This window comes from Pseudomonas azotoformans (assembly GCF_900103345.1).
Taxonomy (GTDB): Bacteria; Pseudomonadota; Gammaproteobacteria; order Pseudomonadales; family Pseudomonadaceae; genus Aquipseudomonas; species Aquipseudomonas azotoformans.
In genome coordinates this window covers 1,328,802-1,353,744 of sequence record NZ_LT629702.1, presented here as the reverse complement: position 1 = coordinate 1,353,744, position 24,943 = coordinate 1,328,802, and the positions used below count along the sequence as shown (strand labels likewise).

General features: G+C 59.2%; 19 protein-coding genes and 4 pseudogenes. 14 read left to right on the top strand and 9 right to left on the bottom strand.

All coding sequences use genetic code 11. The features are described 5' to 3' along the window. Window positions 1–141: 141 nt before the first annotated feature. Complete coding sequence (locus BLR69_RS05635) at window positions 142–837, top strand: pirin family protein (RefSeq protein WP_071495688.1); 696 nt, start codon at window positions 142–144, stop codon at window positions 835–837. 114 nt (window positions 838–951) lie between these two features. Here BLR69_RS05635 and pgm read toward each other — a convergent pair whose 3' ends face one another. From pgm to BLR69_RS05615, 4 genes are all read right to left on the bottom strand, one after another. Further along, complete coding sequence (gene pgm, locus BLR69_RS05630; protein ID WP_071495689.1) at window positions 952–2,595, bottom strand: phosphoglucomutase (alpha-D-glucose-1,6-bisphosphate-dependent); 1,644 nt, start codon at window positions 2,593–2,595, stop codon at window positions 952–954. 105 nt (window positions 2,596–2,700) lie between these two features. Further along, window positions 2,701–4,107, bottom strand: coding sequence for an aminotransferase-like domain-containing protein (locus BLR69_RS05625; protein ID WP_071495690.1), 1,407 nt, complete (start codon window positions 4,105–4,107; stop codon window positions 2,701–2,703). Then, window positions 4,104–5,528: a hypothetical protein gene (locus BLR69_RS05620; RefSeq protein ID WP_071495691.1), complete on the bottom strand. Its 1,425-nt coding sequence runs from the start codon at window positions 5,526–5,528 to the stop codon at window positions 4,104–4,106. Before BLR69_RS05620 ends, BLR69_RS05625 begins: the two co-directional genes overlap by 4 nt. A gap of 705 nt (window positions 5,529–6,233) precedes the next feature. After that, window positions 6,234–7,256 (bottom strand): zinc-dependent alcohol dehydrogenase family protein, encoded by a 1,023-nt coding sequence (locus BLR69_RS05615; protein ID WP_071495692.1) that lies wholly within the window; start codon window positions 7,254–7,256, stop codon window positions 6,234–6,236. 247 nt (window positions 7,257–7,503) lie between these two features. On the opposite strand from BLR69_RS05615, the gene BLR69_RS05610 reads away from it, so the two are divergent. After that, window positions 7,504–8,418 carry a LysR substrate-binding domain-containing protein gene (locus BLR69_RS05610; protein WP_003230110.1) on the top strand — a complete coding sequence of 305 codons (915 nt, stop codon included), beginning with the start codon at window positions 7,504–7,506 and terminating at the stop codon, window positions 8,416–8,418. Window positions 8,419–8,781: 363 nt separating this feature from the next. On the opposite strand, the gene BLR69_RS05605 is transcribed toward BLR69_RS05610, so the two are convergent. Beyond that, a complete protein-coding gene (locus BLR69_RS05605) occupies window positions 8,782–9,717 on the bottom strand; it encodes an AraC-like ligand-binding domain-containing protein (protein WP_071495693.1) in 936 nt (311 codons plus the stop codon). Between the two features lie 559 nt (window positions 9,718–10,276). Between BLR69_RS05605 and oxdA the strand changes: the two genes are divergently transcribed. From oxdA to BLR69_RS05550, 12 genes and pseudogenes are all read left to right on the top strand, one after another. Beyond that, entirely contained in the window at window positions 10,277–11,335 is a 1,059-nt protein-coding gene (gene oxdA, locus BLR69_RS05600; protein ID WP_071495694.1) for an aliphatic aldoxime dehydratase, read from the top strand. Between the two features lie 87 nt (window positions 11,336–11,422). Then, a complete protein-coding gene (locus BLR69_RS05595) occupies window positions 11,423–12,289 on the top strand; it encodes a transporter (RefSeq protein ID WP_071495695.1) in 867 nt (288 codons plus the stop codon). Window positions 12,290–12,412: 123 nt separating this feature from the next. Further along, complete coding sequence (locus BLR69_RS05590; RefSeq protein WP_058426053.1) at window positions 12,413–12,937, top strand: group I truncated hemoglobin; 525 nt, start codon at window positions 12,413–12,415, stop codon at window positions 12,935–12,937. A gap of 234 nt (window positions 12,938–13,171) precedes the next feature. Continuing rightward, window positions 13,172–14,686, top strand: coding sequence for an amidase (locus BLR69_RS05585; RefSeq protein ID WP_071495696.1), 1,515 nt, complete (start codon window positions 13,172–13,174; stop codon window positions 14,684–14,686). Between the two features lie 81 nt (window positions 14,687–14,767). Next, the gene (gene nthA, locus BLR69_RS05580) at window positions 14,768–15,370 is read left to right on the top strand and encodes a nitrile hydratase subunit alpha (protein ID WP_071495697.1); all 603 of its coding nucleotides are present in this window, start codon (window positions 14,768–14,770) and stop codon (window positions 15,368–15,370) included. 41 nt (window positions 15,371–15,411) lie between these two features. Then, the gene (gene nthB / locus BLR69_RS05575; RefSeq protein WP_058426056.1) at window positions 15,412–16,074 is read left to right on the top strand and encodes a nitrile hydratase subunit beta; all 663 of its coding nucleotides are present in this window, start codon (window positions 15,412–15,414) and stop codon (window positions 16,072–16,074) included. Beyond that, the gene (locus BLR69_RS05570) at window positions 16,071–17,315 is read left to right on the top strand and encodes a GTP-binding protein (protein WP_134434913.1); all 1,245 of its coding nucleotides are present in this window, start codon (window positions 16,071–16,073) and stop codon (window positions 17,313–17,315) included. The genes nthB and BLR69_RS05570 overlap by 4 nt, the downstream gene beginning before the upstream one ends. Window positions 17,316–17,332: 17 nt before the next feature. Then, window positions 17,333–18,331, top strand: a pseudogene (locus tag BLR69_RS31300) (PAS domain-containing protein); the annotation flags it as partial. Next, window positions 18,332–18,616, top strand: a pseudogene (locus BLR69_RS31470) (methyl-accepting chemotaxis protein); the annotation flags it as partial. A 77-nt stretch (window positions 18,617–18,693) separates the two neighbouring features. After that, window positions 18,694–20,334 (top strand): AMP-binding protein, encoded by a 1,641-nt coding sequence (locus tag BLR69_RS05560; protein ID WP_071495700.1) that lies wholly within the window; start codon window positions 18,694–18,696, stop codon window positions 20,332–20,334. Window positions 20,335–20,356: 22 nt separating this feature from the next. Beyond that, window positions 20,357–20,677: pseudogene (locus BLR69_RS05555) on the top strand (TetR/AcrR family transcriptional regulator); the annotation flags it as partial. 591 nt (window positions 20,678–21,268) lie between these two features. After that, window positions 21,269–22,252 (top strand): LLM class oxidoreductase, encoded by a 984-nt coding sequence (locus BLR69_RS05550; protein WP_071495701.1) that lies wholly within the window; start codon window positions 21,269–21,271, stop codon window positions 22,250–22,252. A gap of 38 nt (window positions 22,253–22,290) precedes the next feature. On the opposite strand, the pseudogene BLR69_RS31075 reads toward BLR69_RS05550, so the two are convergent. The 4 genes and pseudogenes from BLR69_RS31075 to BLR69_RS05530 all read right to left on the bottom strand — a co-directional run. Beyond that, window positions 22,291–22,473: pseudogene (locus BLR69_RS31075) on the bottom strand (monovalent cation:proton antiporter-2 (CPA2) family protein); the annotation flags it as partial. Between the two features lie 194 nt (window positions 22,474–22,667). After that, the gene (locus BLR69_RS05540) at window positions 22,668–22,970 is read right to left on the bottom strand and encodes a putative quinol monooxygenase (RefSeq protein WP_071495702.1); all 303 of its coding nucleotides are present in this window, start codon (window positions 22,968–22,970) and stop codon (window positions 22,668–22,670) included. A gap of 226 nt (window positions 22,971–23,196) precedes the next feature. Next, window positions 23,197–24,297: a low temperature requirement protein A gene (locus tag BLR69_RS05535; RefSeq protein WP_071495703.1), complete on the bottom strand. Its 1,101-nt coding sequence runs from the start codon at window positions 24,295–24,297 to the stop codon at window positions 23,197–23,199. A gap of 98 nt (window positions 24,298–24,395) precedes the next feature. Continuing rightward, window positions 24,396–24,935, bottom strand: a complete 540-nt coding sequence (locus BLR69_RS05530) for a DsbA family protein (protein ID WP_071495704.1) — start codon at window positions 24,933–24,935, stop codon at window positions 24,396–24,398. Window positions 24,936–24,943: the final 8 nt, after the last annotated feature.

Below are 24,943 nucleotides of genomic sequence, written 5' to 3'. Positions count from 1 at the left end.
TTTGCGGTCATGCAGTTAGGCGATGAACTGAAAGTCCAAACCCCACTAAACAATCTATGAAATCGATAGGAATCAGGCATTTTTTACGCTTTTTATCGATCATGGGATGCAGGATCATAGGGCCATCCACAGGAGACGATCATGCTTGAACTTCGACCTTTCAATTCCCTGGGCGGCGCCCACCATGGCTGGCTTGACGCCCATCACCACTTTTCATTCGCCGAGTACCACGACCCCAAGCGTATGCACTGGGGCAACCTGCGGGTGTGGAACGACGACATCATCGCGCCCGGCACCGGCTTCCCGCAGCACCCGCACCGCGACATGGAGATCATCACTTATGTTCGTGAAGGTGCAATCAGCCATGCCGACAACCTCGGCAACAAAGGCCGCACCGAGGCCGGTGATGTACAGGTGATGAGCGCGGGCACCGGGATCGCTCACAGCGAGTACAACCTGGAAGATGCGCCGACGAAGATTTTCCAGATCTGGATTATTCCGAATGAAGCCGGTTTGCCGCCTTCGTGGGGCGCCAAGCCGTTTCCGAAAGGCGACCGCGAGGGGTTTGTGACACTGGCCAGTGGCAAGGCCGGGGACAATGAAAGCCTGCGTATTCGTGCGGATGCGCGACTGGTGGCAGCGAACCTGAAAGCCGGGGAAACTGTCGAGTACCGGCTGGACGGTGGGCGTCGTGCGTATCTAGTGCCGGCGACGGGCGTGATTGAAGTCAATGGCTTGCGTGCACAAGCGCGAGACGGTGTTGCGGTAGAGAATGAACAGGTTTTGCGGGTAACCGCGATCGAGGACAGCGAAATCGTCCTGGTAGACCTGGCCTGACCTCAATCAACTGTGGGAGGGGGCTTGCCCCCGATGGATGTGTTTCAGAAAAAGAGATGCAAACTGACACGCCGCTATCGGGGGCAAGCCCCCTCCCACATTGATATTGCAGCGTTAGTCGGAGATGGCGCCGTCCACCAACACCTGCGCCTCTTCCACCAACTGCTTGAGGTGATCGTCACCGACAAAGCTCTCGGCGTAGATCTTGTAGATATCCTCGGTGCCCGATGGCCGTGCGGCAAACCAGCCGTTTTCGGTCATCACTTTCAAGCCGCCGATCGCCTGGTTATTGCCCGGCGCGTGGCTGAGGATCTGCTGGATGCGTTCGCCGGCCAGCTCGGTCGAGGTCACCTGATCGGGCGACAGCTTGCCCAGCAAGGCTTTCTGCGCCGGCGTGGCCTTGGCGTCCACGCGAATCGCAAACGGCTCACCCAGGGCATCGGTCAGGCCACGGTAGATCTGGCTCGGGTCCTGGCCTTTGCGCGAGGTCATTTCCGCTGCCAGCAACGCCGGGATCAGGCCATCCTTGTCGGTACTCCAGACCGTGCCGTCCTTGCGCAGGAACGAGGCGCCCGCGCTCTCTTCGCCGCCAAAGCCCAGCGAGCCTTCGAACAGGCCATCGGCAAACCACTTGAAGCCGACCGGCACTTCGTACAAGCGACGGCCGATGCGGGCCGCCACGCGATCGATCAAGCCGCTGCTGACCACGGTCTTGCCCACCGCCGCGTCTGCGCGCCAGTCAGGACGGTTCTGGAACAGGTAGTCGATGGACACGGCCAGGTAGTTGTTCGGCGCCAGCAGGCCGCCGGACGGGGTGACGATGCCGTGACGGTCATGGTCCGGGTCGCAGGCGAAGGCCACGTCGAACCGTTCCTTGAGACCGATCAGGCCTTGCATGGCGTAGCTGGAGGAAGGGTCCATGCGAATCTGGCCGTCCCAGTCGACGCTCATGAAGCGGAACGTTGCGTCAACTTCGGTGTTCACTACGTCGAGGTTCAGGCGGTAGTGCTCGGCAATCGCCGACCAGTAGCGCACCCCTGCTCCGCCCAGCGGGTCTACGCCCAGGCGCAGGTCGGCGCTGCGGATGGCGTCCATGTCGATCACGTTGACAAGATCGGCCACGTAGCTGTTGAGGTAATCGTGGCGATGAGTGGTATCCGCCTTGAGTGCCTGCGCATGGGTAATGCGCTTGACCCCGGCCAGTTTATTGGCCAGCAGTTCATTGGCCTTGGCTTCGATCCACTTGGTCACGTGGGTGTCGGCCGGGCCGCCGTTGGGCGGGTTGTACTTGTAGCCGCCACTCTGTGGCGGGTTGTGCGACGGCGTGATGACGATGCCGTCAGCCAGCCCGCTGGTGCGACCACGGTTGTAGCAGATGATGGCGTGGGAAATGGCCGGGGTCGGTGTGTACTCATCACCTTCGGCCAACATCACGTGCACGCCGTTGGCAGCCAGCACTTCCAGGGCACTGGCACCGGCAGGCGTCGACAATGCATGGGTGTCCAGGCCGACAAACAGCGGGCCGTTGATGCCCTGGGCTTCGCGATACAGGCAGATCGCCTGGCTGATGGCGAGCACATGCCACTCGTTGAAGCTCAGTTCGAACGAGCTGCCGCGGTGCCCGGACGTACCGAACGCCACGCGCTGAGTGGAGATTGCTGCATCAGGCTGGCCAGTGTAATAGGCCGTAACCAGTCGCGGGATATCCACCAGCAACTGGGCTGGCGCCGGCTTGCCCGCAAAAGGACTGATTGTCATGCATAAACCTCGGAAAGAAGGATTCGGAAAAAATGGCAGTTTACTGAGAGTTGGACTGCCGCGCGACGGTATCGATCCTACAACAGCAAGAGAAACTTCACGCAATCATCCCACTTGAGCCTGACGCAGGGCCTCGCTTATGGCAGCCAAGGCGATCTCTAGGTTGGGCTGCCCATGAAAGGTATGGCTCACGCGCAAGTGCTGATGATGCAGGCCGCTGACACTGAACAGCTCACCCGGTGCAATCACGACCTGCTGGGCAAGCAGGCGCTTGAAGACCTGGCGCATGTCGACGGCCTGGGTGGAGCCCAGCCAGAACGCCGCCCCGGCAGCCGGCATGCGATAACTCACCTGCTGCCCCAGATGCTGCTCAAGGCGCCCACTCATTTCAGCCGCTTGCCCCTGCAATAAATGGCGTAACGCCCGCAAGTGCGGGTCTATTCGCCCGCTCTGATAAAGTCGGGCGATGGCACGCTGGCGGATTGACGATAAGCGGAATGAGCGCAGCAAAAACTGGCGCTGTAGTTCACTGCTCATGCGCCGAGACAACAGATAGCCGTAGGGCGCTTCCGATCCGAGTACTTTCTCGAACGAAGAAAATACCATCAGCCGTTCTGGGTTCACCCACTCGCGCAGGGCCGCCTGGGGCTCCTTGAAACCCAGCTCGCCAAAGGTGTCGTTTTCCAGTAGCCAGCAACCGTACCGGTCCAGCATCTGTGCCACGCTGAGACGGTCGTGGGCAGGCAGGGCATTGCCGGATGGCAGGCTGACCTTTGACGACAGCAATACCAGGTGCACCGGTTCATCGCGCAACAGTTGATCGAGGGTCGCCAGGTCCAGGCGCCCCTCAGGGGTCCAGGGCAACTCGATGATGCGCACCGCGCAATCCTGGAAAAGGCGCAAAATCAGCCAGTCACAGGGGGATTCAACAATCACCGTGGTCCCCCGCAGCCCCAGCACCTCAATCAGGATATCCAGCACCCCGCGCAGGTCGGCACCGATGTAGATGTCGTCGGCGTGCCAGCAACGCGTGGGCGACGAGGTGTACCGCGCCGCCAGTGCCGCACGCAGTTCCCATACGCCACACGGCTGTGACCAGGGTTGCAGATGACGCGGGTACTGGCGCACCAGCTCACGCTCCAGGCGCAACAGGGTCCCATCCAGCGAAGCCAGCAACGCCGGCTCATCGCCGCTGAACACCGCCATGCATGGGCTGCGCGCCGCCGCGTAGAGACGATCGAGCAGATCGCCGCTGGCCCCTGCCACGGTGGTCGCCGAAAGCGGCCAGGCGTAATAACCCGACTTGGCCACCGAGTAGACCCTGCCCTCCTTCTCAAGCAGCGAATAGGCGTATTGGATCGTCGAGATCGATACGTTCAGGCGCCCCGCCAATTGCCGCAGTGATGGCAGCTTTACACGGGTATCGGTGCTGACTTCATTGATCAGGTTGATCATGTAGCGGTAGACCGCCTGATACGCGAAGTCCGCTTGTCGCTCGCCACGTAGCGTCATCGGCCGGACAATTGGCAGGTCGGGATATTGCCATGGGCAATGACACCTGCGCTGCGCGATTTGCCACTCTCGTTGGGTACCGGACGTTTGCGGTAGAGATGCTGTAACAAGGACATCGGCAGGCCACTGGTGTCGGTGACCCACTGTTGCAACATATCGGCCGATTGCTTGCCCTGGAGGACCTTGTGCAGCTCAGGCAAGGCCACCAGCATGCCAGGGTGGCACTGGCGCAAATAGCTTTCCAGGCGCGCGCCATGGTGGATAAACGGAGAGAACAGCAGGCACACCAGCTGTATTTCATCCAGCCCGAAGAATCGCTGTGCATCGCTACTCGGCAGCGCTGCCTCTTCATGGCTGCCGAACTGGGCCATTAATTCCTCGGGAAGCTGTTGGTGACGCATGAACTGAGAAGCCTGGCGGATAAAACCTTGTACCCCCTCTTCATACTCGAGGTCTCGCAGGTTTTGAGCCTGTAACCCACGCAGGTGCGCCATCATCAGGGGGTTGGAGTAACTGGGATGGCTGAAATGAAAGCCCAGTGGATCAGGCGAAAAAGCCATGAATTCGGTCAGTATGGGTGATACTCGCGTATCTATGTCCTCCAGCAGGTCGGCGATGCCGATGTAGGCCAGGTGACGATAGCCAGCCTTGCAGGGGTTGGCACTTGCGACATAATGCTCGCCGTAGACCTCGCGGTAATAGCCCGCGCTCCATTCGTCCATGCGCGCGAACAACCCTGTTAGCGACAGCGGCCAGGTGCTGGCGATCGGAACGCCGGCGCTCTGGGCGGTTTTCTTCAGCCAGGCCAGAAACTGGCCTTGCTTGCGCGGGGAATCGCCACTGACCAGAGCATGCACCCCGCCATTCCAAGTGGTCACACGCTGGTAGAAATTCCCAAGTGCCAGATAGGTGTCGCTGCACAAGGTGGCCCGGCAATCACCGGAGCTCAGGTGGCCGATCATCAGCATGTTGCGCTGGCTGATTTCTCGCCCCACAGCAGAGACCGGCCGTTGATGGTTGAAGGGCAGCACTTCCTGATTCTCCACCATCAGCAGTTCAACCCTCGGATCATCGTGCAGGAACAAGCGCCCGTAACCCTGATTGAGACTGTCGAGCCTGCTCTCGGTCATACCCGAATGGCGCAACGTCGCCACCCGCAGCTTGAAGGTTCGTGGCGCGCGCCCGGCGATGGTCAACTGTGCGGCACGTAGCAATGCCAGGGTGCAGCTGCTGACTTCACCCCCACCGTGGGCCATCAACACCTTGTACTCTCCCACCTGTTCCATGCCACCTGCGGCCACGACAATTCGCTGGACCAACAACTGAAGCGCTGTTCGCTCTGCACGATTAAAGTGCCCGACCAAACGCTGCAGAACTTGCTGGTAAACATAATTCATAGCCTGTTCGTGAATAGTACTCATCATTCTACTACCTGAGTTGAAATGTCAGTTTCGAACAACTACTGAGCGTAGTTGCCCGATCTATTACGCGCATGGATAGTTCCGCATCACTTCGTGCAACGCCAAATAAACAGTAGCACCGCGCAACAAAACGATACGGACACTCCCGGATATAGTCCAAGCCCTGAACCCCTCCACCCTTTGATTTAACTGGGCTAAAACAAGGTCAGGCTGGAAGCCCTAGGAATATTCCGACAATCGCCTACGCACTTTTAACCAAGCATTCAAAGACGTATCCGACACATTAAATGACCCACTTTCCCATTTATTGGATTGTGGATCGTCATGGATATAACGACTTCCCTGTTTCCACACGAATGCTGCGATTGTTGCCTGGGGCACTCGCGATTGCAGTGTTTGATATTCAATCATTGCTCAGTCCTTGAGATGAATGTGAAGGCGCAATTATCAGCGCTGGAATAATGATTAATAGATACAGAACCCGGCCGAAAACCAGTGCAGATAAATCACCAGCGCCTGCTTTAATTACACGCACACAAAGACGCCGCGCTGGATTTCAGGGCGGCGTCAAAGAGAAAGGCCGGATTCATGGGCTAAAGCGCCAGCTGGATACCTGACGGGCTGTGCAGGTTCAGCCTTGTCAAATGGCGCATTTGCCTCATGCGGCGGGTGGTAGGAAGGCTGGTTTAAGAATCTTCCTACGCCCTAAACAGCTTCAACCTGCAACGCAACGCGTTCGCGGCACGGGCATTCGTCCATGTAGCGGTGCGCTTCCACGAACTGGCTGAAGGGAAACACCGTGGTCTTCAGCGGCACCAACACGCGGTCGGCGGTCAGTTGGTTGATATCCCGCAAGGCGCGCTGCAAGGCCACCTGGTCCTGGATGATGCCCAGTTCGGGTTTGCCGGTGAAGTTACCAATGCAGTGCACAAAGAACTGAATGTTCTTCTGGAACGCCGCACACGCCGGGAATGGCGTCTGGTTACCGCCTTGCAAGCCATACAGCACCAGGCTGCCACGCGGTGCCAGCACATCGCCGAGCAACGACATCTGCGGGCCGCCCAAGCCATCGAACACCACGTCGACACCGCGGTTGTCGGTGAATTTGTTGATTTGCATGAGCAGGTCCTGCTCTTCGGTGACGATGACCTTTTCCGCACCAAGGGACAACAGGTACTCACGCTCCGCGCTGTCCTTGGTCGCGGCAATCACCCGCACACCCAGGGCCTTGCCCAGTTGCACAAAGGACGGGCCGGCACAATGACTGGCATCCGTCACCAGGGCAAACTGCCCAGGCTTGACCCGGGCCAGATCCACATAAGCAAAATACGCAATCAACAGCGGCGTGTAGTGCACACTGGCTTCGATCGGGCTCAAGACATCCGGATAGCGGGTCAAGGCCGAACGGGGCAGGACGATCTGCTCGCCATACACCGGGTAATCATTGGGGCTTTCCGCCGGAAAGCTGGCGACTTTGTCGCCCACGGCCAAATCATCCACGCCGTCGCCGACGGCGACCACCACCCCGGCCATCTCATGGCCAAGGCCGGACGGCAAGCGTGCGTGGGAAGACGCCAGGTTCTGGCGCCACAGAATGTCATACCAGCTGATGCCGATCGCTTCGACACGCACCTGCACTTCGCCCGGTGCGGGCTGCGCGGCTGCATGCTCTTCGCATTTGAGCACCTCGGCCGGACCAAACTTGTGAAAACGGATCGTGCGGGACATCGCAAACCTCGTCAAAGTAACCTCTAATGCCATGAACTCTATCTGGGCTTTCCGGGTAAGACCACCGGTCGCCATTAATAGTCAACATGCCTATCATTGATTCCGCATCTGCGGAATAGACCTCAAGTATCGTAGGAAAACTCAATTTTCCTGTGCAGAGTAACAGCCTTTCCCCGTAAGATTCATGCCGGTCATTGTTTACATGTGGCCGCTCTCGTCAAGTTTGCTGACTCTTCCAGGACACAAGATGAACCGTAACGACCTGCGTCGTGTCGACCTTAACCTCTTGATCGTATTCGAAACCTTGATGCATGAGCGCAGCGTGACCCGCGCTGCCGAGAAACTGTTCCTTGGCCAGCCGGCCATCAGTGCGGCGTTGTCACGCCTGCGTGGGCTGTTTGATGATCCGCTGTTTGTGCGCACCGGTCGCAGCATGGAGCCGTCGGCCCGGGCGGTGGAAATCTTCGCCCTGCTCTCCCCGGCCCTGGACTCGATTTCCACCGCCGTCAGCCGTGCCGCCGAGTTCGACCCGGCCACCAGCACGGCGGTATTCCGCATCGGCCTGTCCGACGACGTTGAATTCGCCCTGCTGCCCCAACTGCTCAAACGCCTGCGCGCCGAAGCCCCCGGCATCGTGCTGGTGGTGCGCCGCGTCAACTATATCCTGATGCCGGGCCTGCTGGCCTCCGGCGAAATCTCCATCGGCGTCAGCTACACCGCCGACCTCCCGGCCAACGCCAAGCGCAAAGTGCTGCGCCGCAGCCTGCCGAAACTGCTGCGTGCCGACAGCGTGCCAGGCTCCTTGAGCCTGGACGACTTCTGCTCGCGCCCCCACGCGCTGGTGTCGTTTGCCGGCGACCTGAGTGGGTTTATTGACGAAGAACTGGAGAAGCTCGACCGCAAACGTCACGTGGTCTTGGCGGTGCCGCAGTTCAACGGGCTGGGGACGTTGTTGGCGGGTACTGACATCCTGGCGACCGTGCCGGATTATGCGGCAGAGGCATTGACGTCGGCGGGTGGATTGCGGGCGGAGGATCCGCCGTTGCCGGTGCGTTCGTTTGAACTGCATATGGCGTGGCGCGGGTCGCAGGATAACGACCCGGGAGAGCGGTGGTTGCGGTCGCGGATTCAGATGTTTTTTGGCGACCCTGAGAGTCTTTAGGCGTAGCCGGGCAGGCTGTTTATCTGATCATTTCTGCCTTTCCACAAACCATGGAGCTCCATTCACTTCCAGTGGATTGCCACACCAGGGGCATATCCGAGGGTATGCATGGATAGTTTGAAAAGGATGCCCCCAATGGCCTGCCAAGTACTGCGTCGGATCCTAGACTGAGCAGAATAGAGGCCAAGGTAGCCGCAGCAGCATGCATGCGCCTGCGGAAAAGGGTACCGACGGCATCCAGCAAGCCAGGGCAGAACCGGCAATGAAGAATGTGAGAAGGAAGGAGAATTACATTTCGGGTACTTCGGCATGCCCATCCCCATGAACGCCCATCTTCACGTCGACTTTATAAACCCGGTAGTTTCAATTGCGCCGTAAAAGCGTATTCGGCGCCACACCAAACGCCTTGCGAAACGCATGGCTGAAATGCGAGAAGTCAGAAAACCCGAAGTCCAGCGCGGCCTGCGAGACACTGCGCACCTGGCCACGCTCGATCGCTTCCCGGCTGGCATTCAGCCGTTCTCTCCAGATCTCTGCCGCAGGGGTTTTCTGGTAGCGCGCAAAGGCACGCGTAACGGTGCGGGTAGACACATTGTGGGCTTGGGCGATGACCTCGATCGACAGGTCCGGCTCGGCCAGATGGCGTTGGATGTACTGCATGATGCGGCCGTAGAGGTCCAGCTCCTGGTGAACGGCCTTCAGGTCCTGAAGTTCCAGGCTGATCACCAGCAGGTCGAGCAACGCCTCTGAATAACGACTGGAGATGCCTTCATCCTGGAATGCAGCAGGCGTATTGGCCGCGTGGCGCAGCATTTCACGCAAGGGGATCACGCCAGGCCGTCGATCATCGAGGACCATCGCGGTGTAATCCGCAATACGCGGCAGGCGTTCACTGAGCAGGGCTCGCGGGATGCGCACCAGGTGGTTTTCGGTACCACCGAGGCTGAATCGGAACGCTTGCGTTGCGTCATAAAGAAACAAATTACCGGTTGCCAGGCTGGCTTTCCTGCCGCCCTGTTCAATCTGGCCATGACCGTTTCGGGCAAACCCCAACCATAAATCGTCGGCCGGACCGCTGCGCAGATGCTGCTCGGAACGCTCCCAGTAATGCAGTGGCGATGACAGCGAACAGATGTCCAGAGCGCCTAACGCATTGACCGCGAGCGCGCCATCGAAACTGCTCTGGGACAGGGGTTTGCTGTCGGCCGCCAGGCAATGGCGACAGACCACTTCTTTCCAGTATTCAAAGCGACGGGGTGCGGCGACAGCGAGGGTCGAATACTGAGTACTTGGATTCATGACACTGACCTCGGTACAGCAATGCAGTAAGAGCTGGAAAAGGTGTTACCGGCTTTTCAGCGCTAGCAATTAACAGGCCAGGCGCCTTCACGGGCGCAGGTGAGTGATCGACACGCGTCTGTCACCGACATTGTCTCCCCTCGCCCGTATGCCGGGTGACGACCTCGCCCTACCCATTAAGAGGCACGGCCCCGTGTGTTTACAGCGGTGGTGCACCAACCTCGATCATGCCCGCGCGCGCCTGCTTACGCTGTCTTTTCCAACCAAACGGTTGTCTCGACGAACCAAGCGGCTGCTCGTCGTCACGCCTAATTTCCACCTCACAGCAACTCAACCCCCGCTGATGAGGCTCGCCATGCATCGACCCTGTTCACCCCCCTTGGCTGACACCTCCTGGCTCCTGCAGAGGCGCGACCTCGTGCCTGAAGAGTCGGCGTATTGGTTGATCGAGTGGGGGGCGATGAAGCTGCTGCACCGACGACAGGCCGCCAAGCGCGGCCAGCCGCCCAAGTACTGATGCCCAACCGTAGGCCTGAACCAAAATAACGAGGAGCTCAACATGGAATCTGCAATCGACACACATCTCAAATGCCCGCGCACCCTGTCTCGCCGCGTGCCCGATGAGTACCAGCCGCCCTTTGCAATGTGGGTGGCACGCGCCGACGAGCATTTGGAACAGGTGGTGATGGCTTACTTCGGCGTGCAGTATCGCGGCGAAGCGCAGCGCGCAGCCGCGCTGCAGGCGATGCGTCATATCGTCGAAAGTTTCAGCCTGGCCGATGGCCCGCAGACTCATGACTTGACCCACCACACCGACAACAGCGGCTTCGATAACCTGATTGTGGTCGGCTACTGGAAAGACCCGGCGGCTCACTGCCGCTGGCTGCGCTCGGCGCCGGTCAACGCCTGGTGGGCATCAGAGGACAGGCTCAACGACGGCCTTGGCTATTTTCGCGAGATCAGCGCACCACGCGCCGAGCAATTCGAGACGCTGTACGCCTTCCAGGACAACCTACCCGGTGTCGGCGCGGTCATGGATCGCATCAGCGGCGAAATCGAAGAGCACGGTTATTGGGGCTCGATGCGCGACCGCTTCCCCATCTCGCAGACGGACTGGATGAAGCCGACGAGCGAGCTGCAAGTGATCGCCGGTGACCCGGCCAAAGGTGGGCGCGTGGTGGTGCTGGGGCATGACAACCTCACGCTGATCCGTTCCGGCCAGGACTGGGCGGATGCCGAGGCTGAAGAGCGCTCGCTGTACCTCGACGAAATCCTGCCGACCTTGCAGGACGGCATGGACTTCCTGCGAGACAACGGCCAACCGCTGGGCTGCTACAGCAACCGGTTCGTGCGCAATATCGACCTGGACGGCAACTTTCTCGACGTCAGCTACAACATCGGTCACTGGCGCTCGGTGGAGAAACTCGAACGCTGGGCCGAATCCCACCCGACCCACCTGCGTATTTTCGTGACCTTCTTTCGCGTGGCCGCGGGCTTGAAGAAGTTGCGGCTGTACCACGAAGTATCGGTATCGGACGCCAAGAGCCAGATCTTCGGGTACATCAACTGCCACCCGCAGACCGGCATGTTGCGCGACGCGCAAGTATCGCCCGCCTGACGCCAGCCCTGACTCCACTTTTAGCCCTGCGCTTTGCCTGACTGGCGATAGCGGGGCTCTTTTTGCCCGCAAAAAGGATCCTCGACCATGAAACAGTTTCGTTACCTGTCGCTTGCAGCCCTCCTCCCCAGCCTTTGCGCCCACGCTGTCGAGGTAGCCCCTGGCGACTACGAGCAGTTACCCGCTGATGCAACGCTTGGCCTGCTCTACTACCAGCACTCCACCACGAAGAGTGCCTACGCCCAAGGCCACAAAATCAGTTCCGATTTCGACCTGACTTCCGACGTCGGCATTCTGCGACTGCTGCACGTCTACCAGCTAAGCGAGCGACTCACCGTCTCGCCACAACTCCTGTTGCCCTTCGGCCATGTCTCAAGCGGCGGTGACGCTTCCGCCTTGGGCAACACCAGTGGCGTGGGCGACCTCATTCTCACCGCGCCGCTCAAATACACGCTAAACGATGCCAAAGACGTCCTCGGCGCCACTGCTTACCTCTACGTGCCTAGCGGCAACTACGATAAGAACGACGCGCTCAACCTGGGCGAGAACCGCTGGAAGGTTGACCTCCAGGCGGCCTACATCAAGCACTTCTCGGAAAAGTGGGCCGTCGACCTCGTAGGCGATGCCATTTGGTATGGCGACAACAACGACTTCGGCGCCAACTCCGCCCGCAGGGAGCAGGACGTTTCCTACGAAACCCAGTTGATGGGCCGCTACATGCCTGACCCGACCACCGCGCTGGCCATTGGCTTTGGCCACAACTGGGGCGGTGAAACCCAGGTCGCGGGTGTCAACCAGGACGACAAGATGCAGACCACCAACTTTCGCGTCACCGCCACCAAGTTCGTCACCGCCAAGGACCAGCTTCAGCTGCAACTGGGCCGCGACCTGTCCGTGGAGAACGGGCCAAAGGAAAACTTTCGCATGAACCTGCGTTACGCACGGGTTTTCTGACCCCTGTCCGCCTGGATCAAACGGTTGTCCTCACCAGCCAAGCGTGTGCGCGAGAGCAGATCTAACGTGTACCCGTCAGCCGTAGCCAATGAGATTGTCCCCACTGAAACGGAGAAATCACACATGACCGACCAACAACCCGCCCTGGAACAACAGCCCTCCCTCTACACGCGACTCGGGGGCTACGACGTTATCTATCAGTTCGCCGGCGCCGTCTTGAGAAAAACAATGGGCCACCCTGCCATCGGGCACATCTGGGCCCATATGTCCGAATCAACGTTCCAGAAAGAACACATCAATTTTGTCGATTTCCTCTCTGAGCACTGGGGCGGAAGCGCCAAATACCGGGGGCGGGATATGGTCACCGCACATCGGGGCATGGGGCTTACCGAGGTGCACTGGCAAGCCGTGCTCGATTGTCTCGAGGAGTGCTACAACGACTACGACCTGGCGGCGAACCTGCGCAAAGAGGTCAATGACTTTCTCATCAAGTTCAAGCCGGCGGTGATAGGTAGCCCCTCCTATCGGGACGTCGTACTCGCCCACCCTGAAATGGACCCCGCCAAGGGCATGAAAAGCGTCGGCGTTATCTGGCCCAAACACGAGAAGTCATCTGCGCAAGACGCAACGCCTGAACCCCAGAAATAAGCCGTTTGGATCTTCAGGGCATACGCCCTGCTGCCGGGGTTCGCCCTGGCAGCTGAAGCTCACGGGACACACCCGTCCCTTTCAACCAAATGGCTGTCTTGCTCAACCAAGCGCCGTTCGATCACCAGAGATAGCTTAGTCACAGATCCCAGTCACGCGGACACCTTTGCAGGACCTCGCCGCGAGACATGTGCACAGACATTTGCCAGCCCACTTCAGGAAACAGGACGTCTCATGGCCATCATCCGCCCGACTGTCGAACAACTGCAGGACCTCGCCACCAGCCTGCACATACAGCTGACACGCGAACAAGCCAGCGAATATCTGGCGCTCATGCAACCCAGTTTCGATGCGTACGACCTGGTCGATGATCTGCCCGATTTCACACCGCTGGTGCGCTACGAGCGCAGCGCGGGCTATCGCCCCTCGCACACTGAAAACACGCTCAACGCCTGGTACTACAAGACGGAAGTGATGGGCGCCAGTTCAGGCACGCTGGCGGGCAAGACCGTCGCTCTCAAAGACAACATCGCCCTGGCCGGCGTCCCGATGATGAACGGCGCCGCGCCACTGGAGGGGTTTGTCCCTTCGTTCGACGCCACCGTGGTCACGCGTTTGCTCGATGCCGGCGCGACCATCCTAGGCAAAGCCACCTGCGAGCACTACTGCCTCTCGGGGGGCAGCCACACCTCTGACCCAGCCCCAGTGCACAACCCTCATCGTCACGGTTACGCCGCTGGCGGTTCCTCATCGGGCAGCGCTGCCCTGGTCGCCGCCGGCGAGGTGGACATCGCCGTAGGCGGCGACCAAGGTGGCTCCATCCGCATCCCGTCGGCTTTCTGCGGAACCTACGGAATGAAGCCAACCCATGGCCTGGTGCCCTACACCGGCATCATGGCGATTGAAGCGACCATCGATCACGTCGGCCCGATTACCGCCAACGTGCGCGACAACGCGTTGATGCTGCAGGCCATGGCCGGTTCCGATGGCCTCGACCCACGCCAGGCAGAGCCGCAGGTCGATGACTATGGCAGCTACCTGGGGCGGGGCGTGAGCGGGCTCAGAATCGGCGTCGTGCAGGAAGGGTTCGCGCTGGCCAATCAAGACCCACGCGTGGCGGACAAGGTGCGCGAGGCCATCGCCCATCTCGAGGCCTTGGGCGCGCAGGTCGAGCCGGTGTCCATTCCCGAACACAACCTGGCGGGATCGCTGTGGCACCCCATCGGCTGCGAAGGTCTGACCATGCAGATGATGCATGGCAACGGCGCCGGTTTTAACTGGAAAGGCCTGTACGACATCGGCCTGCTGGACAAACAAGCCGGCTGGCGCGAACAGGCCGACCAATTGTCCGCGTCTCTCAAGCTCTGCATGTTCGTCGGCCAATACGGCCTGACGCACTACCACGGGCGTTACTACGCCAAGGCCCAGAACCTGGCGCGCTTTGCCCGGCAAGGCTATGACAAGGCATTGCACTCCTATGACCTGCTGGTGATGCCGACCACCCCCATCACGGCCCAACCGCACCCGCCAGCGCACTGCTCGATCACCGAATACGTGGCGCGTGCCCTGGAAATGATCGGCAACACCGCGCCTCAGGACATCACCGGACATCCCGCCATGTCGATTCCGTGCGGCTCGGTGGACGGCATGCCCGTCGGCTTGATGCTGATCGCCAGGCACTACGCTGAAGGCACGATCTACCAGGCGGCGGCGGCGTTCGAAGCCGCGGTGGACTGGCGCACGCTCTAAGTTTCAACCCTGCAAAACAATAAGAACGACCGGCACGTTTCAATCACTCCACAACCGCGTTGACTGATAGGAGATACCTCAATGAGTCCATCTACGCCCACTTCTGCGAGCACCTCGACACCCGGCGAAAGAGCCTGGGCATTGTTTCAAGTCCTCAAGAGCAAGGAGCTCATCCCACAGGGTTACGTCGAGCAGCTCACGCAATTGATGGAGCACGGCTGGAGCCCGGAAAACGGCGCCCGCGTGGTCGCCAAGGCCTGGGTCGATCCGCAGTTCCGGGCGCTGTTGCTCAAGGACGGCACCGCCGCCTGCGCCCAGTTTGGCTACACCGGCCCGCAGGGCGAATACATCGTCGCCCTGGAAGACACGCCCCAGCTGAAAAACGTGATTGTCTGCAGCCTGTGTTCATGCACCAACTGGCCTGTGCTCGGCCTGCCGCCGGAGTGGTACAAGGGCTTCGAGTTCCGCGCGCGCCTGGTCCGAGAGGGCCGCACCGTCCTGCGCGAGCTGGGCACCGAGCTGCCGAACGACATGGTGGTCAAGGTCTGGGACACCAGCGCCGAAAGCCGCTACCTGGTGCTGCCGGTACGGCCTGAAGGCACCGAGCACATGAGCGAGGAGCAGCTTCAGGCCCTAGTGACCAAAGACGTGCTGATCGGCGTCGCCCTGCCCCGCGTTGATTGAGACAAGCAACGCCCCATCGTTCAATTACCGGAGTTTCAATTATGGATGGTTTCCACGATCTCGGCGGTTTCCAAGGCTTTGGCAAAGTCCCTCACACCATCAATAGCCTGGACTATAAGAAGGTCTTCAAGCAGGACTGGGAGCACCTGGCCTACAGCTTGATGTTTATCGGTGTCGATCAGCTGAAGAAGTTCAGCGTGGACGAAGTGCGTCACGCTGTCGAACGCCTGGATGTTCGCCAACATGTCGGCACCCAATACTACGAACGCTATGTCATCGCGACCGCTACCCTGCTGGTCGAAACCGGCGTGCTCACCCAGGCCGAGCTGGACCAGGCGCTGGGTAGCCACTTCAAGCTGGCGAACCCGGCACATGCTGAAGGCCGTGCCGCGATCACCGGGCGAGCACCGTTTGAGGTCGGCGATCGGGTGGTGGTGCGCGACGAATATGTGGCGGGACATATCCGCATGCCGGCCTACGTACGCGGCAAGCAGGGCGTGGTGTTGCATCGCACCTCGGAAAAATGGCCTTTCCCGGATGCCATCGGTCACGGCGATACCAGCGCGGCGCATCAGCCGACCTACCACGTCGAGTTCCACAGCAAAGACCTGTGGGGCGACGCGGCAGATGAAGGTTTCGTGGTGGTCGACCTGTTCGAAAGCTACCTGGACCCGGCCGAGGGCCGTCCAGCGGTGAACGTGTGATGGACGGCGCCCAGGCGGGCCGACTGCCGGTGACCGTGCTTTCCGGCTTCCTCGGCGCCGGCAAGACCACCCTGCTCAACCACATCCTGCGCAATCGCGAGGGCCTGAGAGTCGCGGTCATCGTCAACGACATGAGCGAGATCAACATCGATGCCGCAGAGGTGCAGCGCGATGTATCGCTGCACCGTGGCCGCGATGAGTTGATCGAGATGAGCAATGGCTGTATCTGCTGCACGCTGCGCGCCGATCTGCTCGAACAGATCAGCGCGCTGGCGCGTCAACAGCGCTTCGACTACCTGCTTATCGAATCCACCGGGATCTCGGAGCCGATGCCGGTCGCGGAGACGTTCGCCTTCCTTGACGCCGAGGGCTTCAGCCTCAGCGAACTGGCGCGGCTCGATACCTTGGTGACTTTGGTCGACGGCAGCTGTTTTCAAGCATTGCTGGAGTCACCGGACAGCGTCGCCCGCGACGATGCCCAGGTAGACGCGCCCAGACGCCCGCTGGCGGACCTGCTGATTGAGCAGGTGGAGTACGCCAACGTGATCCTCGTCAACAAACTGGACCTGATCGACGAGCCGGCCTATCAGGCTGTGCGGGCGATCCTTGCGGGCCTCAACCCGACCGCACGGATCCTGCCGATGACCCAGGGCAACGTCAGGTTGGCCAGCATCCTCGATACCCGTCTGTTCGATCTACCCAGCCTTGCGGCAGCGCCGGGCTGGATGCGCAAGCTGGAGCCTGACAGCGCAACGGCGTCCGAGTCGGACACCTACGGTGTGACCTCCTGGGTGTACCGCGAGCGCGCACCGTTTCACCCCCAGCGCTTGCTCGACTTTCTCAAGCGCCCCTGGAGCAACGGGCGCCTGTTGCGCAGCAAAGGTTACTTCTGGCTTGCCAGCCGACACCTGGAAACCGGCTTGCTGGTGCACAGCGGCAAGCAATTCCAGTGGGACTATGTGGGGCATTGGTGGAGCTTCATAGCGCCGTCGCAATGGCCAAAGGACGAATACCGCTTGCAAGGCATCATGGCCAAGTGGGACGGCGTGGTCGGCGACTGTCGGCAGGAGCTGGTCTTTATCGGCCAGGACCTCGATACACAGGCGTTGCAGCGCGAACTCGACCATTGCCTGCTCAGCCCCGAGGAAATCGCCGCGGGCCCGGCGGCCTGGCCCGCCCTGCCGGGGGCGACGGCCTTTGACACCCGTGCCTTGTCGGCCAGCCCGACGGCTTCCATTTAACCGAGCTAGAGGTGTTTATGCTTTTTTTCAGCCGCACCGCCCGCTGGGTCTTGGCGCCGCTCGCCGACAGGTTGGAGCAACCTGACCAGGCCAGCGCGCCCGTGTCGTCGAATAATCCATTACTGCGCCGCCTGCTGACCGGCGTCGACCACCTGCTGCAGGAGCGGCAAACCCTGAAGGCCCAGGCACGTGCGCTGGCTGCGCAAGTCGCCCAATTGGAAGCACACCTGGCCGATCGTAACCAACAGACGCGCCAACATGAGGCGTACTGGGACCTGGTCAGCCAAGGCGCGGATGAACTGTTCTGGGCACTGGAACTGCAGGGCACCCCAGCCCCCGCGCCGACCTCTGCCATGCAGTGGGCGGGACCGACGTCGATCCAGGTCCAGGGGGTTGATCAACTGAGCCGATGGAGCGACCAGTTGCACCCGGCAGACCAGCCAGTGCATCTGGATGCGCTCACCCGGCATCTGGCCGATCGCAGTGGGCGCACGCCGTTTGCGTTGGACGTGCGCATGAAGCCTGTCGGCGACGGCGACTATCGCTGGTGCCGGGTCAGCGGTGTAGCGCGACGTGACGCACAAGGCATGGCACTGGCCATTGGCGGCAGCGTGCGTGATATCCACGAGCAGTACCAGCATCACGAGGCCCTTGAGTTGGCGGCCACCCGCTTCGATATATCTCGGGAGATGCTGCATGACGGGCTGTGGGATATCGAGGTGGTGGCCGGCGACCCGGCGAACCCGAAGAACACCATCTGGTGGTCGTCACAAATGCGCCGGCTGCTGGGCTGCAACACCGTCGAGGAGTTCCCCAACACCCTGGAAAGCTGGACCTCGCGCCTGCACCCCGAGGACAGCGCGCGGGCCATTGCGGCGTTTGTCGCCCATGTTGAAGACCGTAGCGGCAAGACCCCTTTCGACGTTGACTATCGCCTGAAACACCAGAACGGCACTTACCGCTGGTTTCGTGGCCGCGGGCAAACCCGCCGTGCGCAGGACGGCTCCCCGCAGCGGGTGGTCGGCGCGATCACCGATATCCACGCCCGCCATGAAGAAAGCACGATGCGCGAGGCGCAGGCACAACAGCATCGGGTGATGCAGGACACCCTCAACAAGCTCACGCAGATTGTCGCCACCATCCAGGGCATTGCCAGCCAGACCAACCTGCTGGCGTTGAACGCCGCCATCGAGGCGGCGCGCGCCGGCGATGCCGGGCGCGGGTTTGCGGTGGTCGCCGATGAAGTGCGCAAACTCGCCACCCGTACCAGCCAGGCAACCCAGCAAGCGGCCGAGATGATGCACAACTGATCAGATGAACATCCCACGCGGCAGGCGTGGACACACAACCTATTCCAACAATAACAATCGGGTGCGTTATGCGCGATTACACCTCAGCAGTGAACTCTTTCGACTTTCTACAATTGGCCGCCCGGGATTTGCACGGCGAGCTGAATGCCTTGAATGCCTGTATCGAATGTTGCGACCGGCACGCCGAGGGCGATGCCGTCGCGTTGTATTGCGAAACGCGGGATGACCGCGCCACGCGCCACACCTTCCGCGAACTACAGGACCACGCGGCGCGCTTCGGCAATTTCCTGCGCGAGCAAGGCGTCCAACCGGGAGATCGTGTCGCGGGCCTGATGCCGCGCACGGTTGAATTGTTGATCGTCATTCTGGGGACCTGGCGTATCGGCGCGGTCTACCAGCCGCTCTTTACCGCCTTCGGTCCCAAGGCCATTGAGCAGCGGTTGGGTTGCTCGAAGGCACGCTGGATCGTGACCGATGCCCTCAACCGCCCCAAGCTGGATGATGTCAGCGACTGCCCGCCCATCATCGTGGCCGACGGTGCCCCGGCGCATCCGAGCGATTACGACTTCTGGCGTACGCTGGATCAGTACCCGACGCAATGCACACCGCAATTGCTGGACGCCGGTGCACCGTTTTTGCTGATGTGCACCTCCGGAACCACGGGGCCGGCCAAGCCGCTGGAGGTGCCCTTGAGCGCCCTCCTGGCCTTCAAGGGCTACATGCGTGAAGCGATCGATCTGCGCGAAGACGACCGTTTCTGGAACCTGGCCGACCCGGGTTGGGCCTATGGCCTGTATTACGCGGTCACCGGCCCGTTGGCGTGCGGCCACGCCACGCTGTTCTATGACGGCGCTTTCTCGGTGGACACCACCTGCCGGATCATCAAAAAATACGCGATCAGCAACCTGGCCGGCTCGCCTACGGCCTATCGCTTGCTGATCGCGGCGGGCGCGGAGTTCGCCGGCGCGGCGCGAGGTCAGTTGCGTGTGGTCAGCAGCGCCGGCGAGCCGCTCAACCCACAAGTCATCCGTTGGTTTGCCGAACAAGCCGGCGTGGTCATCCATGATCATTACGGTCAGACCGAAATCGGCATGGTGCTGTGCAATCACCATGGGTTGCAGCACCCTGTTCGTGAGGGCTCGGCCGGTTACGCGATGCCGGGCCATCGAATTGTCGTGCTCGATCATCAGCACCGGGAACTGCCGGCCGGCCAGCCTGGCGTGTTGGCGGTGGACCGCGAGCGCTCGCCCCTGTGCTGGTTCAGTGGATACTTCGGCATGCCGACCCAGGCGTTTGTCGGCCGTTATTACTTGAGCGGCGATATCGTTGAGCTCAATGACGACGGCAGTATCAGCTTCGTCGGCCGCAACGACGACGTGATCACCACCTCGGGCTATCGCGTCGGGCCGTTTGATGTGGAGAGTGCTCTCATCGAACACCCGGCCGTGGTTGAGGCTGCCGTCATCGGCAAACCCGACCCGCAACGTACGGAGCTGATCATGGCGTTTATCGTGTTGAACCGTGAGTACCTGCCCAGCGCCGAGTTGGCTGAGGTGCTGCGCCTGCATGTCCGACAGCGCCTGGCCGCACATGCGTACCCCCGGGAAATCGAATTCGTCGAGCAACTGCCCAAGACCCCCAGCGGCAAGTTGCAGCGATTCATCCTGCGCAACCAGGAAATCGCCAAGCAGCAGGTACTCGCCACATGACCCGGCGGTGGAGGCTGGCGTGCTGAGCCGCTCGGAGTTCCAGCGCCGGGCGCTGGAGGTGTTCAAGGAGCGCAGTTTCAGCCCGGTCAGCATGCTTGAACTGGCGGCGCACGTTGGAATTAGCCCGAGAGCGATTTATCAACATGTACAGAGCAAAGAGGCAATGCTATTTGAATGGCTGATGGAGCTGTATCACGCGTTGTTGTCGCACGTTGACCTGATCAAAACGCGAAGATTGACGCCTGCGCAACGCGTGACAAAACTGATCGAAGGCCATCTCCAATTGCATGAACACATTACCGGGCACTTCAAGCTAGCGGTCATGGACGCCAATTGCCTGGGCGGCAAGATCTGAAATCCATCCGAATCCATCTTGGTCTCTGTCAGGAATCGCCACTCGCGATCGCTCGCAAACCTGATGCAACCGGGGGCAAAACTGGGGGCATATTTGAACTTTTTCTGCCTGAAAATATTGTTCTAGAGCCTAGTCAAAATTTTCTTCGGAAGCTCTGTCAACATGGAGCAGCTATGACTGACAGCTCTCGGCCAATAGCGGCCGTTCTGGAATGGTAGGAAACGACCGATAACTGTCTTCGATACGCAACTTTCGCCCGGAAGCGGCTCGATTGTAAGAATATGGCGGAGAGCTGCAAAACCGCCTACGCTTATAGAATGATTCCTCGAACGCCTTGCCCATCTGGTGGTATAGAGCCGAGAGATCTGACTTCCTTTGACCGTCCGCTTAACACCCACCCGGGCCAACCCTCGCCTATCGCCAGCAACTGGCCCCTGAGTCCGGTCCACACGACCAGCAGTACGGCGCAACGGGTAAAAGCCAGACCCAGTCCCCCCACCTGCCGTTCAAACGCGACCGATGCCGCAGCACCTCAGGAAACGGGGGCGCTGTTCACGTTCTGCCATGAGGTCAATCCGTATGTATCGGCCGAGCACGATTCCTTACCAGCAGCATCGAGGGTTCAGCCGAACCTTCACTCAGGGGCATTTGAGCCTTGGATTGTTCTTTCCCATGGAGGCCTTCGACGGGGACACTCCGAGCATGCTCAACCAGGTCACACTGGCTAAACAAGCCGAGGCGCTGGGCTTCTGCGCGCTCTGGTTTCGCGACGTGCCGCTTCGCGACCCTGGCTTCGGGGATGTCGGCCAAGTCTTCGACCCCTGGGTTTACCTGGGTTATATGGCCGCCCATACCTCGGAGATTGCACTTGGCACCGCCTCCATCGCCATCCCGCTGCACCATCCCCTGCACACGGCCAAGGCGTCAGCCAGCGTCGATCAGTTGAGCACTGGTCGCTTGATTCTGGGGGTTGCTTCGGGAGATCGGCCAGTGGAGTTTTCGGCGTTTGGCGTCGATCCCGAAAGGCGTGGAGAGATCTTTCGAGAACACTACGAAGTGATTCGCCGTGCCCACAGTACCAGTTTTGAGCCCATCCACTGGAGCACTGGTGAAATGCAAGGCGCAGACCTGATTCCGAAACCTACCACCCAATTCATTCCAATGCTCGTGACCGGCAACAGTCGCCAGTCACTGGATTGGATCGCGCGTGAGAGCAACGGATGGATCAACTATCCACGCATTCCGAACATGCAGCGGCTGGTCGTGGAAGATTGGCGACTGGAGGTCACGAAACAATGTGGTTCTGTGTATAAGCCCTTTACTCAGTCGCTGTACATCGATCTCGATGAGAATCCGTCCACGCCACCCACACGTATCCATTTGGGTTTCAGACTGGGACGTTACCATCTACGGTTTTTGCTGGAGTCGCTTGAGGAAATCGGCGTGGACCACGTCATTCTCAATCTCAAATATGGCAAGCGCCCTGCGGCGGAGGTTATCGAGGAATTGGGTACGCACATCGTTGCGCAGTTCGGAGTGCAGCCGCGTCCGGCAGCGCATTGAACATCGGTCACTGCTACGCCGACGAATGCTCACTTGACGAAACCATAAAGTGTTACGGCGCGGATGACCTCCGGATCTACATCAATGATGGAGATCTTCGCGCCATGAGCGACCGGTGCCCGGCAAGCAATCTACCCTACCCAGCCTAAACCCGTGATGAGCACATTGCCTTGCAGATTCTGTGCGGCTTCCACGCCGTCCATGGACACGATTTGCGCGCGTATCCTTTCACTTATACCGAGCGCGCGAGCATGGCATGAATCCTGGACACGGCACTTTAGCCATGACATTTATCTTCAATACAGGTGTTTTGATTGATCACCGCCCGGAACAGCAGCAGGCCCAGGCTATCCTGATTTTCACAAAATACATCGTGGGCCTCCCAGTACTGACTGGAGCTTCCTATTGGGTTTGCTTAGCCGGGTACCTTGGCCGCAAGGACGTCAACCTTCTCGATTGATGGCGGTTCGGCAAACAGCTCGGCAGCGTTTGCCATAAGCGCCGCCGCGACCTTGCCCGAAAGATGAGCCTGCCGGCCCGCTTCATCCGGGAATGCGTCAAAGATGCCAAAGGTAGACGGCCCCAAGCGGATTCCAAACCAGGCTGTAGTGGCTGGCTCCTCCTCCACTAAAGGAAGGCCGCTCAAGAGAAAGCGCTCCACCTCTTTCTCTTTCCCAGGTTTTGCTTCCAGACGAACGAACAACGCTACTTTGACCATGACGTGGCTCCTGTTGTAACGATGCGGCTGGTGCTATCTGGTCGCAATAGCTAAAAGGGGCATCCGACTATTAACTATGGTCGACGACACCAGGATTACAAACCCAAAGAGACCAAGGGTAGCGTCGCATGTCGCTCGGACACTGAGAATGACGTAGTGGGCAGCGCGCAAGCCGCAGACCAGCCGCTTGATCACTTTTCCCGAGCTGTGGCCTGATAATAAAGACTCAACGATATCTGAAATTCAGGAGAACATAACAGATCATGGTTATTGTCAGGCCGACCAATATGTACTCGACACGCGGTAGAAATATAACTAACCCACCTAAAGAAAACACGATCAAGGTGTTTTGCAGTATGTATTTCCTTATTCTACTCACGGCTATGAAATAGCCATATTGCTTACCTAGGAAAAACAAGGCCATGCCGGTGATCGACATAATCTGAAAATCGCGTATCGCAATGTCGTTCAGGATCGCATGCCTAATCAAATTTGCCAGAAGTGCTAGCCCCATAAAAAGAAAAAGGTGCGAGTAGATTAAGGCGTGCCCATTCATACTGCTTTGATGTTTGTTCAATAGGTAAAAACTATCAAAATAGATCCACCAGATACTGCAAATCATGATAAATCCGGTGATGGCCGCCATCACATTATAATAACCCCATTGAATGTTAGATAAGCCTCCGGAAAGGCTAATAATTGACTCCCCCAATAAGATTAGGGTGAGTAGGCCTATGCGCTCAACCAAGTGTTCTGTGTGTGCTGGCAACGGTTTTAGTTTAGTCCAGAAAAATACAGGAAACAGAATATCAAGAACAATCCCAATATAAGCAACAAGGTAACGCAAGGGCGGGTCAAAAATAACGGATGAAAGGCTAATAACTGCGCTAACTAATAGGGCGAAGCCAAGCCTTGAGGAAAGTTCGCCGCGAGAATCGAGTTTACTAATGGACGAAATGTACATAACACTGATGATCGCACGTATACCAAAATAGCAGGCAATAATAAGCGGGTAGTTCACTTCCAGGTCTTCCCCGATCCGTGCCGACAGCACAATGAGCAGGAGCATTATGAATAATGTTGCCAAACGGTGAAGATTGCTGTCTGTATCAAACCTGTTGGAGTAAATCGTGTGACTGGACCAGATCCACCACAACGGTACAAAAAGCAGTAAGAATGTCCATAGTTGCTTATGTTCAAAGTGGCCTTCATGAACATGTCCGAGAGTGTGCGTAACCTGGCCTATCGTAACAACGAAAGTCAGGTCAAAAAACAACTCCAACCATGTGGCATGTCGATTTTCTTCATAATACTTCAAAGATTTCATTAGTTGCCGGCTCCGTGTCCACCTCTTTACTGTAGAAGGAAGCTAACGCTGGTTTGCCCTCGGCTCTGATGTGGGTGATGCCAGGCCGATTTGACTATCTAGCGATTTCGTCCGCGCACTAACAGAAGCTCAATCATCTGACTCATCTCGTTGAACTCTGGGACCCCGTCATAGCGAAGCCCGTCAAAGTAAAACGCCGGAGTACCGTTCACGCCGCTGCGTACACCGCCATTGAAGTCGGATTGTATTTTGGGGAGGTAAGTGTCCTCTCGCACGGCAACGTCAAGTTCTTCGCTGGAAAGGCCGTGCTTTAGAACAATGGCGCGATACAGCGGCAGACCCAATCGATCCTGATTTTCATACAATTCGTCGTGAGCCTCCCAGAAGAACCCTCGACTCCCGGCATACTCCGCGGTGACCGCTGCACCCAGCGCATGCGGGTGAGCGGTGGTCAGAGGAAAGTTACGGAACACGAACAGCAAATCATCGCGAAAATGCTGCTGCAGATTCTTGACCATCCAATACGCTTCACCGCAATAGGGACATTCATAGTCGCCAAATTCCACCAAGGTGACCTTGGCATGCGCACTTCCCTGACGATGGTCGTTGGCACTTACCGGGACTTTGAGAGTGGCCATGTAATCAC

What these genes read in the sequence shown, in the direction of transcription:
- BLR69_RS05635 (WP_071495688.1), top strand. Translation starts at nt 142, where the DNA reads ATGCTTGAACTTCGACCTTTCAATTCCCTGGGCGGCGCCCACCATGGC.
- pgm (WP_071495689.1), bottom strand. Translation starts at nt 2,595, where the DNA reads ATGACAATCAGTCCTTTTGCGGGCAAGCCGGCGCCAGCCCAGTTGCTG.
- BLR69_RS05625 (WP_071495690.1), bottom strand. Translation starts at nt 4,107, where the DNA reads ATGACGCTACGTGGCGAGCGACAAGCGGACTTCGCGTATCAGGCGGTC.
- BLR69_RS05620 (WP_071495691.1), bottom strand. Translation starts at nt 5,528, where the DNA reads ATGAGTACTATTCACGAACAGGCTATGAATTATGTTTACCAGCAAGTT.
- BLR69_RS05615 (WP_071495692.1), bottom strand. Translation starts at nt 7,256, where the DNA reads ATGTCCCGCACGATCCGTTTTCACAAGTTTGGTCCGGCCGAGGTGCTC.
- BLR69_RS05610 (WP_003230110.1), top strand. Translation starts at nt 7,504, where the DNA reads ATGAACCGTAACGACCTGCGTCGTGTCGACCTTAACCTCTTGATCGTA.
- BLR69_RS05605 (WP_071495693.1), bottom strand. Translation starts at nt 9,717, where the DNA reads ATGAATCCAAGTACTCAGTATTCGACCCTCGCTGTCGCCGCACCCCGT.
- oxdA (WP_071495694.1), top strand. Translation starts at nt 10,277, where the DNA reads ATGGAATCTGCAATCGACACACATCTCAAATGCCCGCGCACCCTGTCT.
- BLR69_RS05595 (WP_071495695.1), top strand. Translation starts at nt 11,423, where the DNA reads ATGAAACAGTTTCGTTACCTGTCGCTTGCAGCCCTCCTCCCCAGCCTT.
- BLR69_RS05590 (WP_058426053.1), top strand. Translation starts at nt 12,413, where the DNA reads ATGACCGACCAACAACCCGCCCTGGAACAACAGCCCTCCCTCTACACG.
- BLR69_RS05585 (WP_071495696.1), top strand. Translation starts at nt 13,172, where the DNA reads ATGGCCATCATCCGCCCGACTGTCGAACAACTGCAGGACCTCGCCACC.
- nthA (WP_071495697.1), top strand. Translation starts at nt 14,768, where the DNA reads ATGAGTCCATCTACGCCCACTTCTGCGAGCACCTCGACACCCGGCGAA.
- nthB (WP_058426056.1), top strand. Translation starts at nt 15,412, where the DNA reads ATGGATGGTTTCCACGATCTCGGCGGTTTCCAAGGCTTTGGCAAAGTC.
- BLR69_RS05560 (WP_071495700.1), top strand. Translation starts at nt 18,694, where the DNA reads ATGCGCGATTACACCTCAGCAGTGAACTCTTTCGACTTTCTACAATTG.
- BLR69_RS05550 (WP_071495701.1), top strand. Translation starts at nt 21,269, where the DNA reads ATGTATCGGCCGAGCACGATTCCTTACCAGCAGCATCGAGGGTTCAGC.
- BLR69_RS05540 (WP_071495702.1), bottom strand. Translation starts at nt 22,970, where the DNA reads ATGGTCAAAGTAGCGTTGTTCGTTCGTCTGGAAGCAAAACCTGGGAAA.
- BLR69_RS05535 (WP_071495703.1), bottom strand. Translation starts at nt 24,297, where the DNA reads ATGAAATCTTTGAAGTATTATGAAGAAAATCGACATGCCACATGGTTG.
- BLR69_RS05530 (WP_071495704.1), bottom strand. Translation starts at nt 24,935, where the DNA reads ATGGCCACTCTCAAAGTCCCGGTAAGTGCCAACGACCATCGTCAGGGA.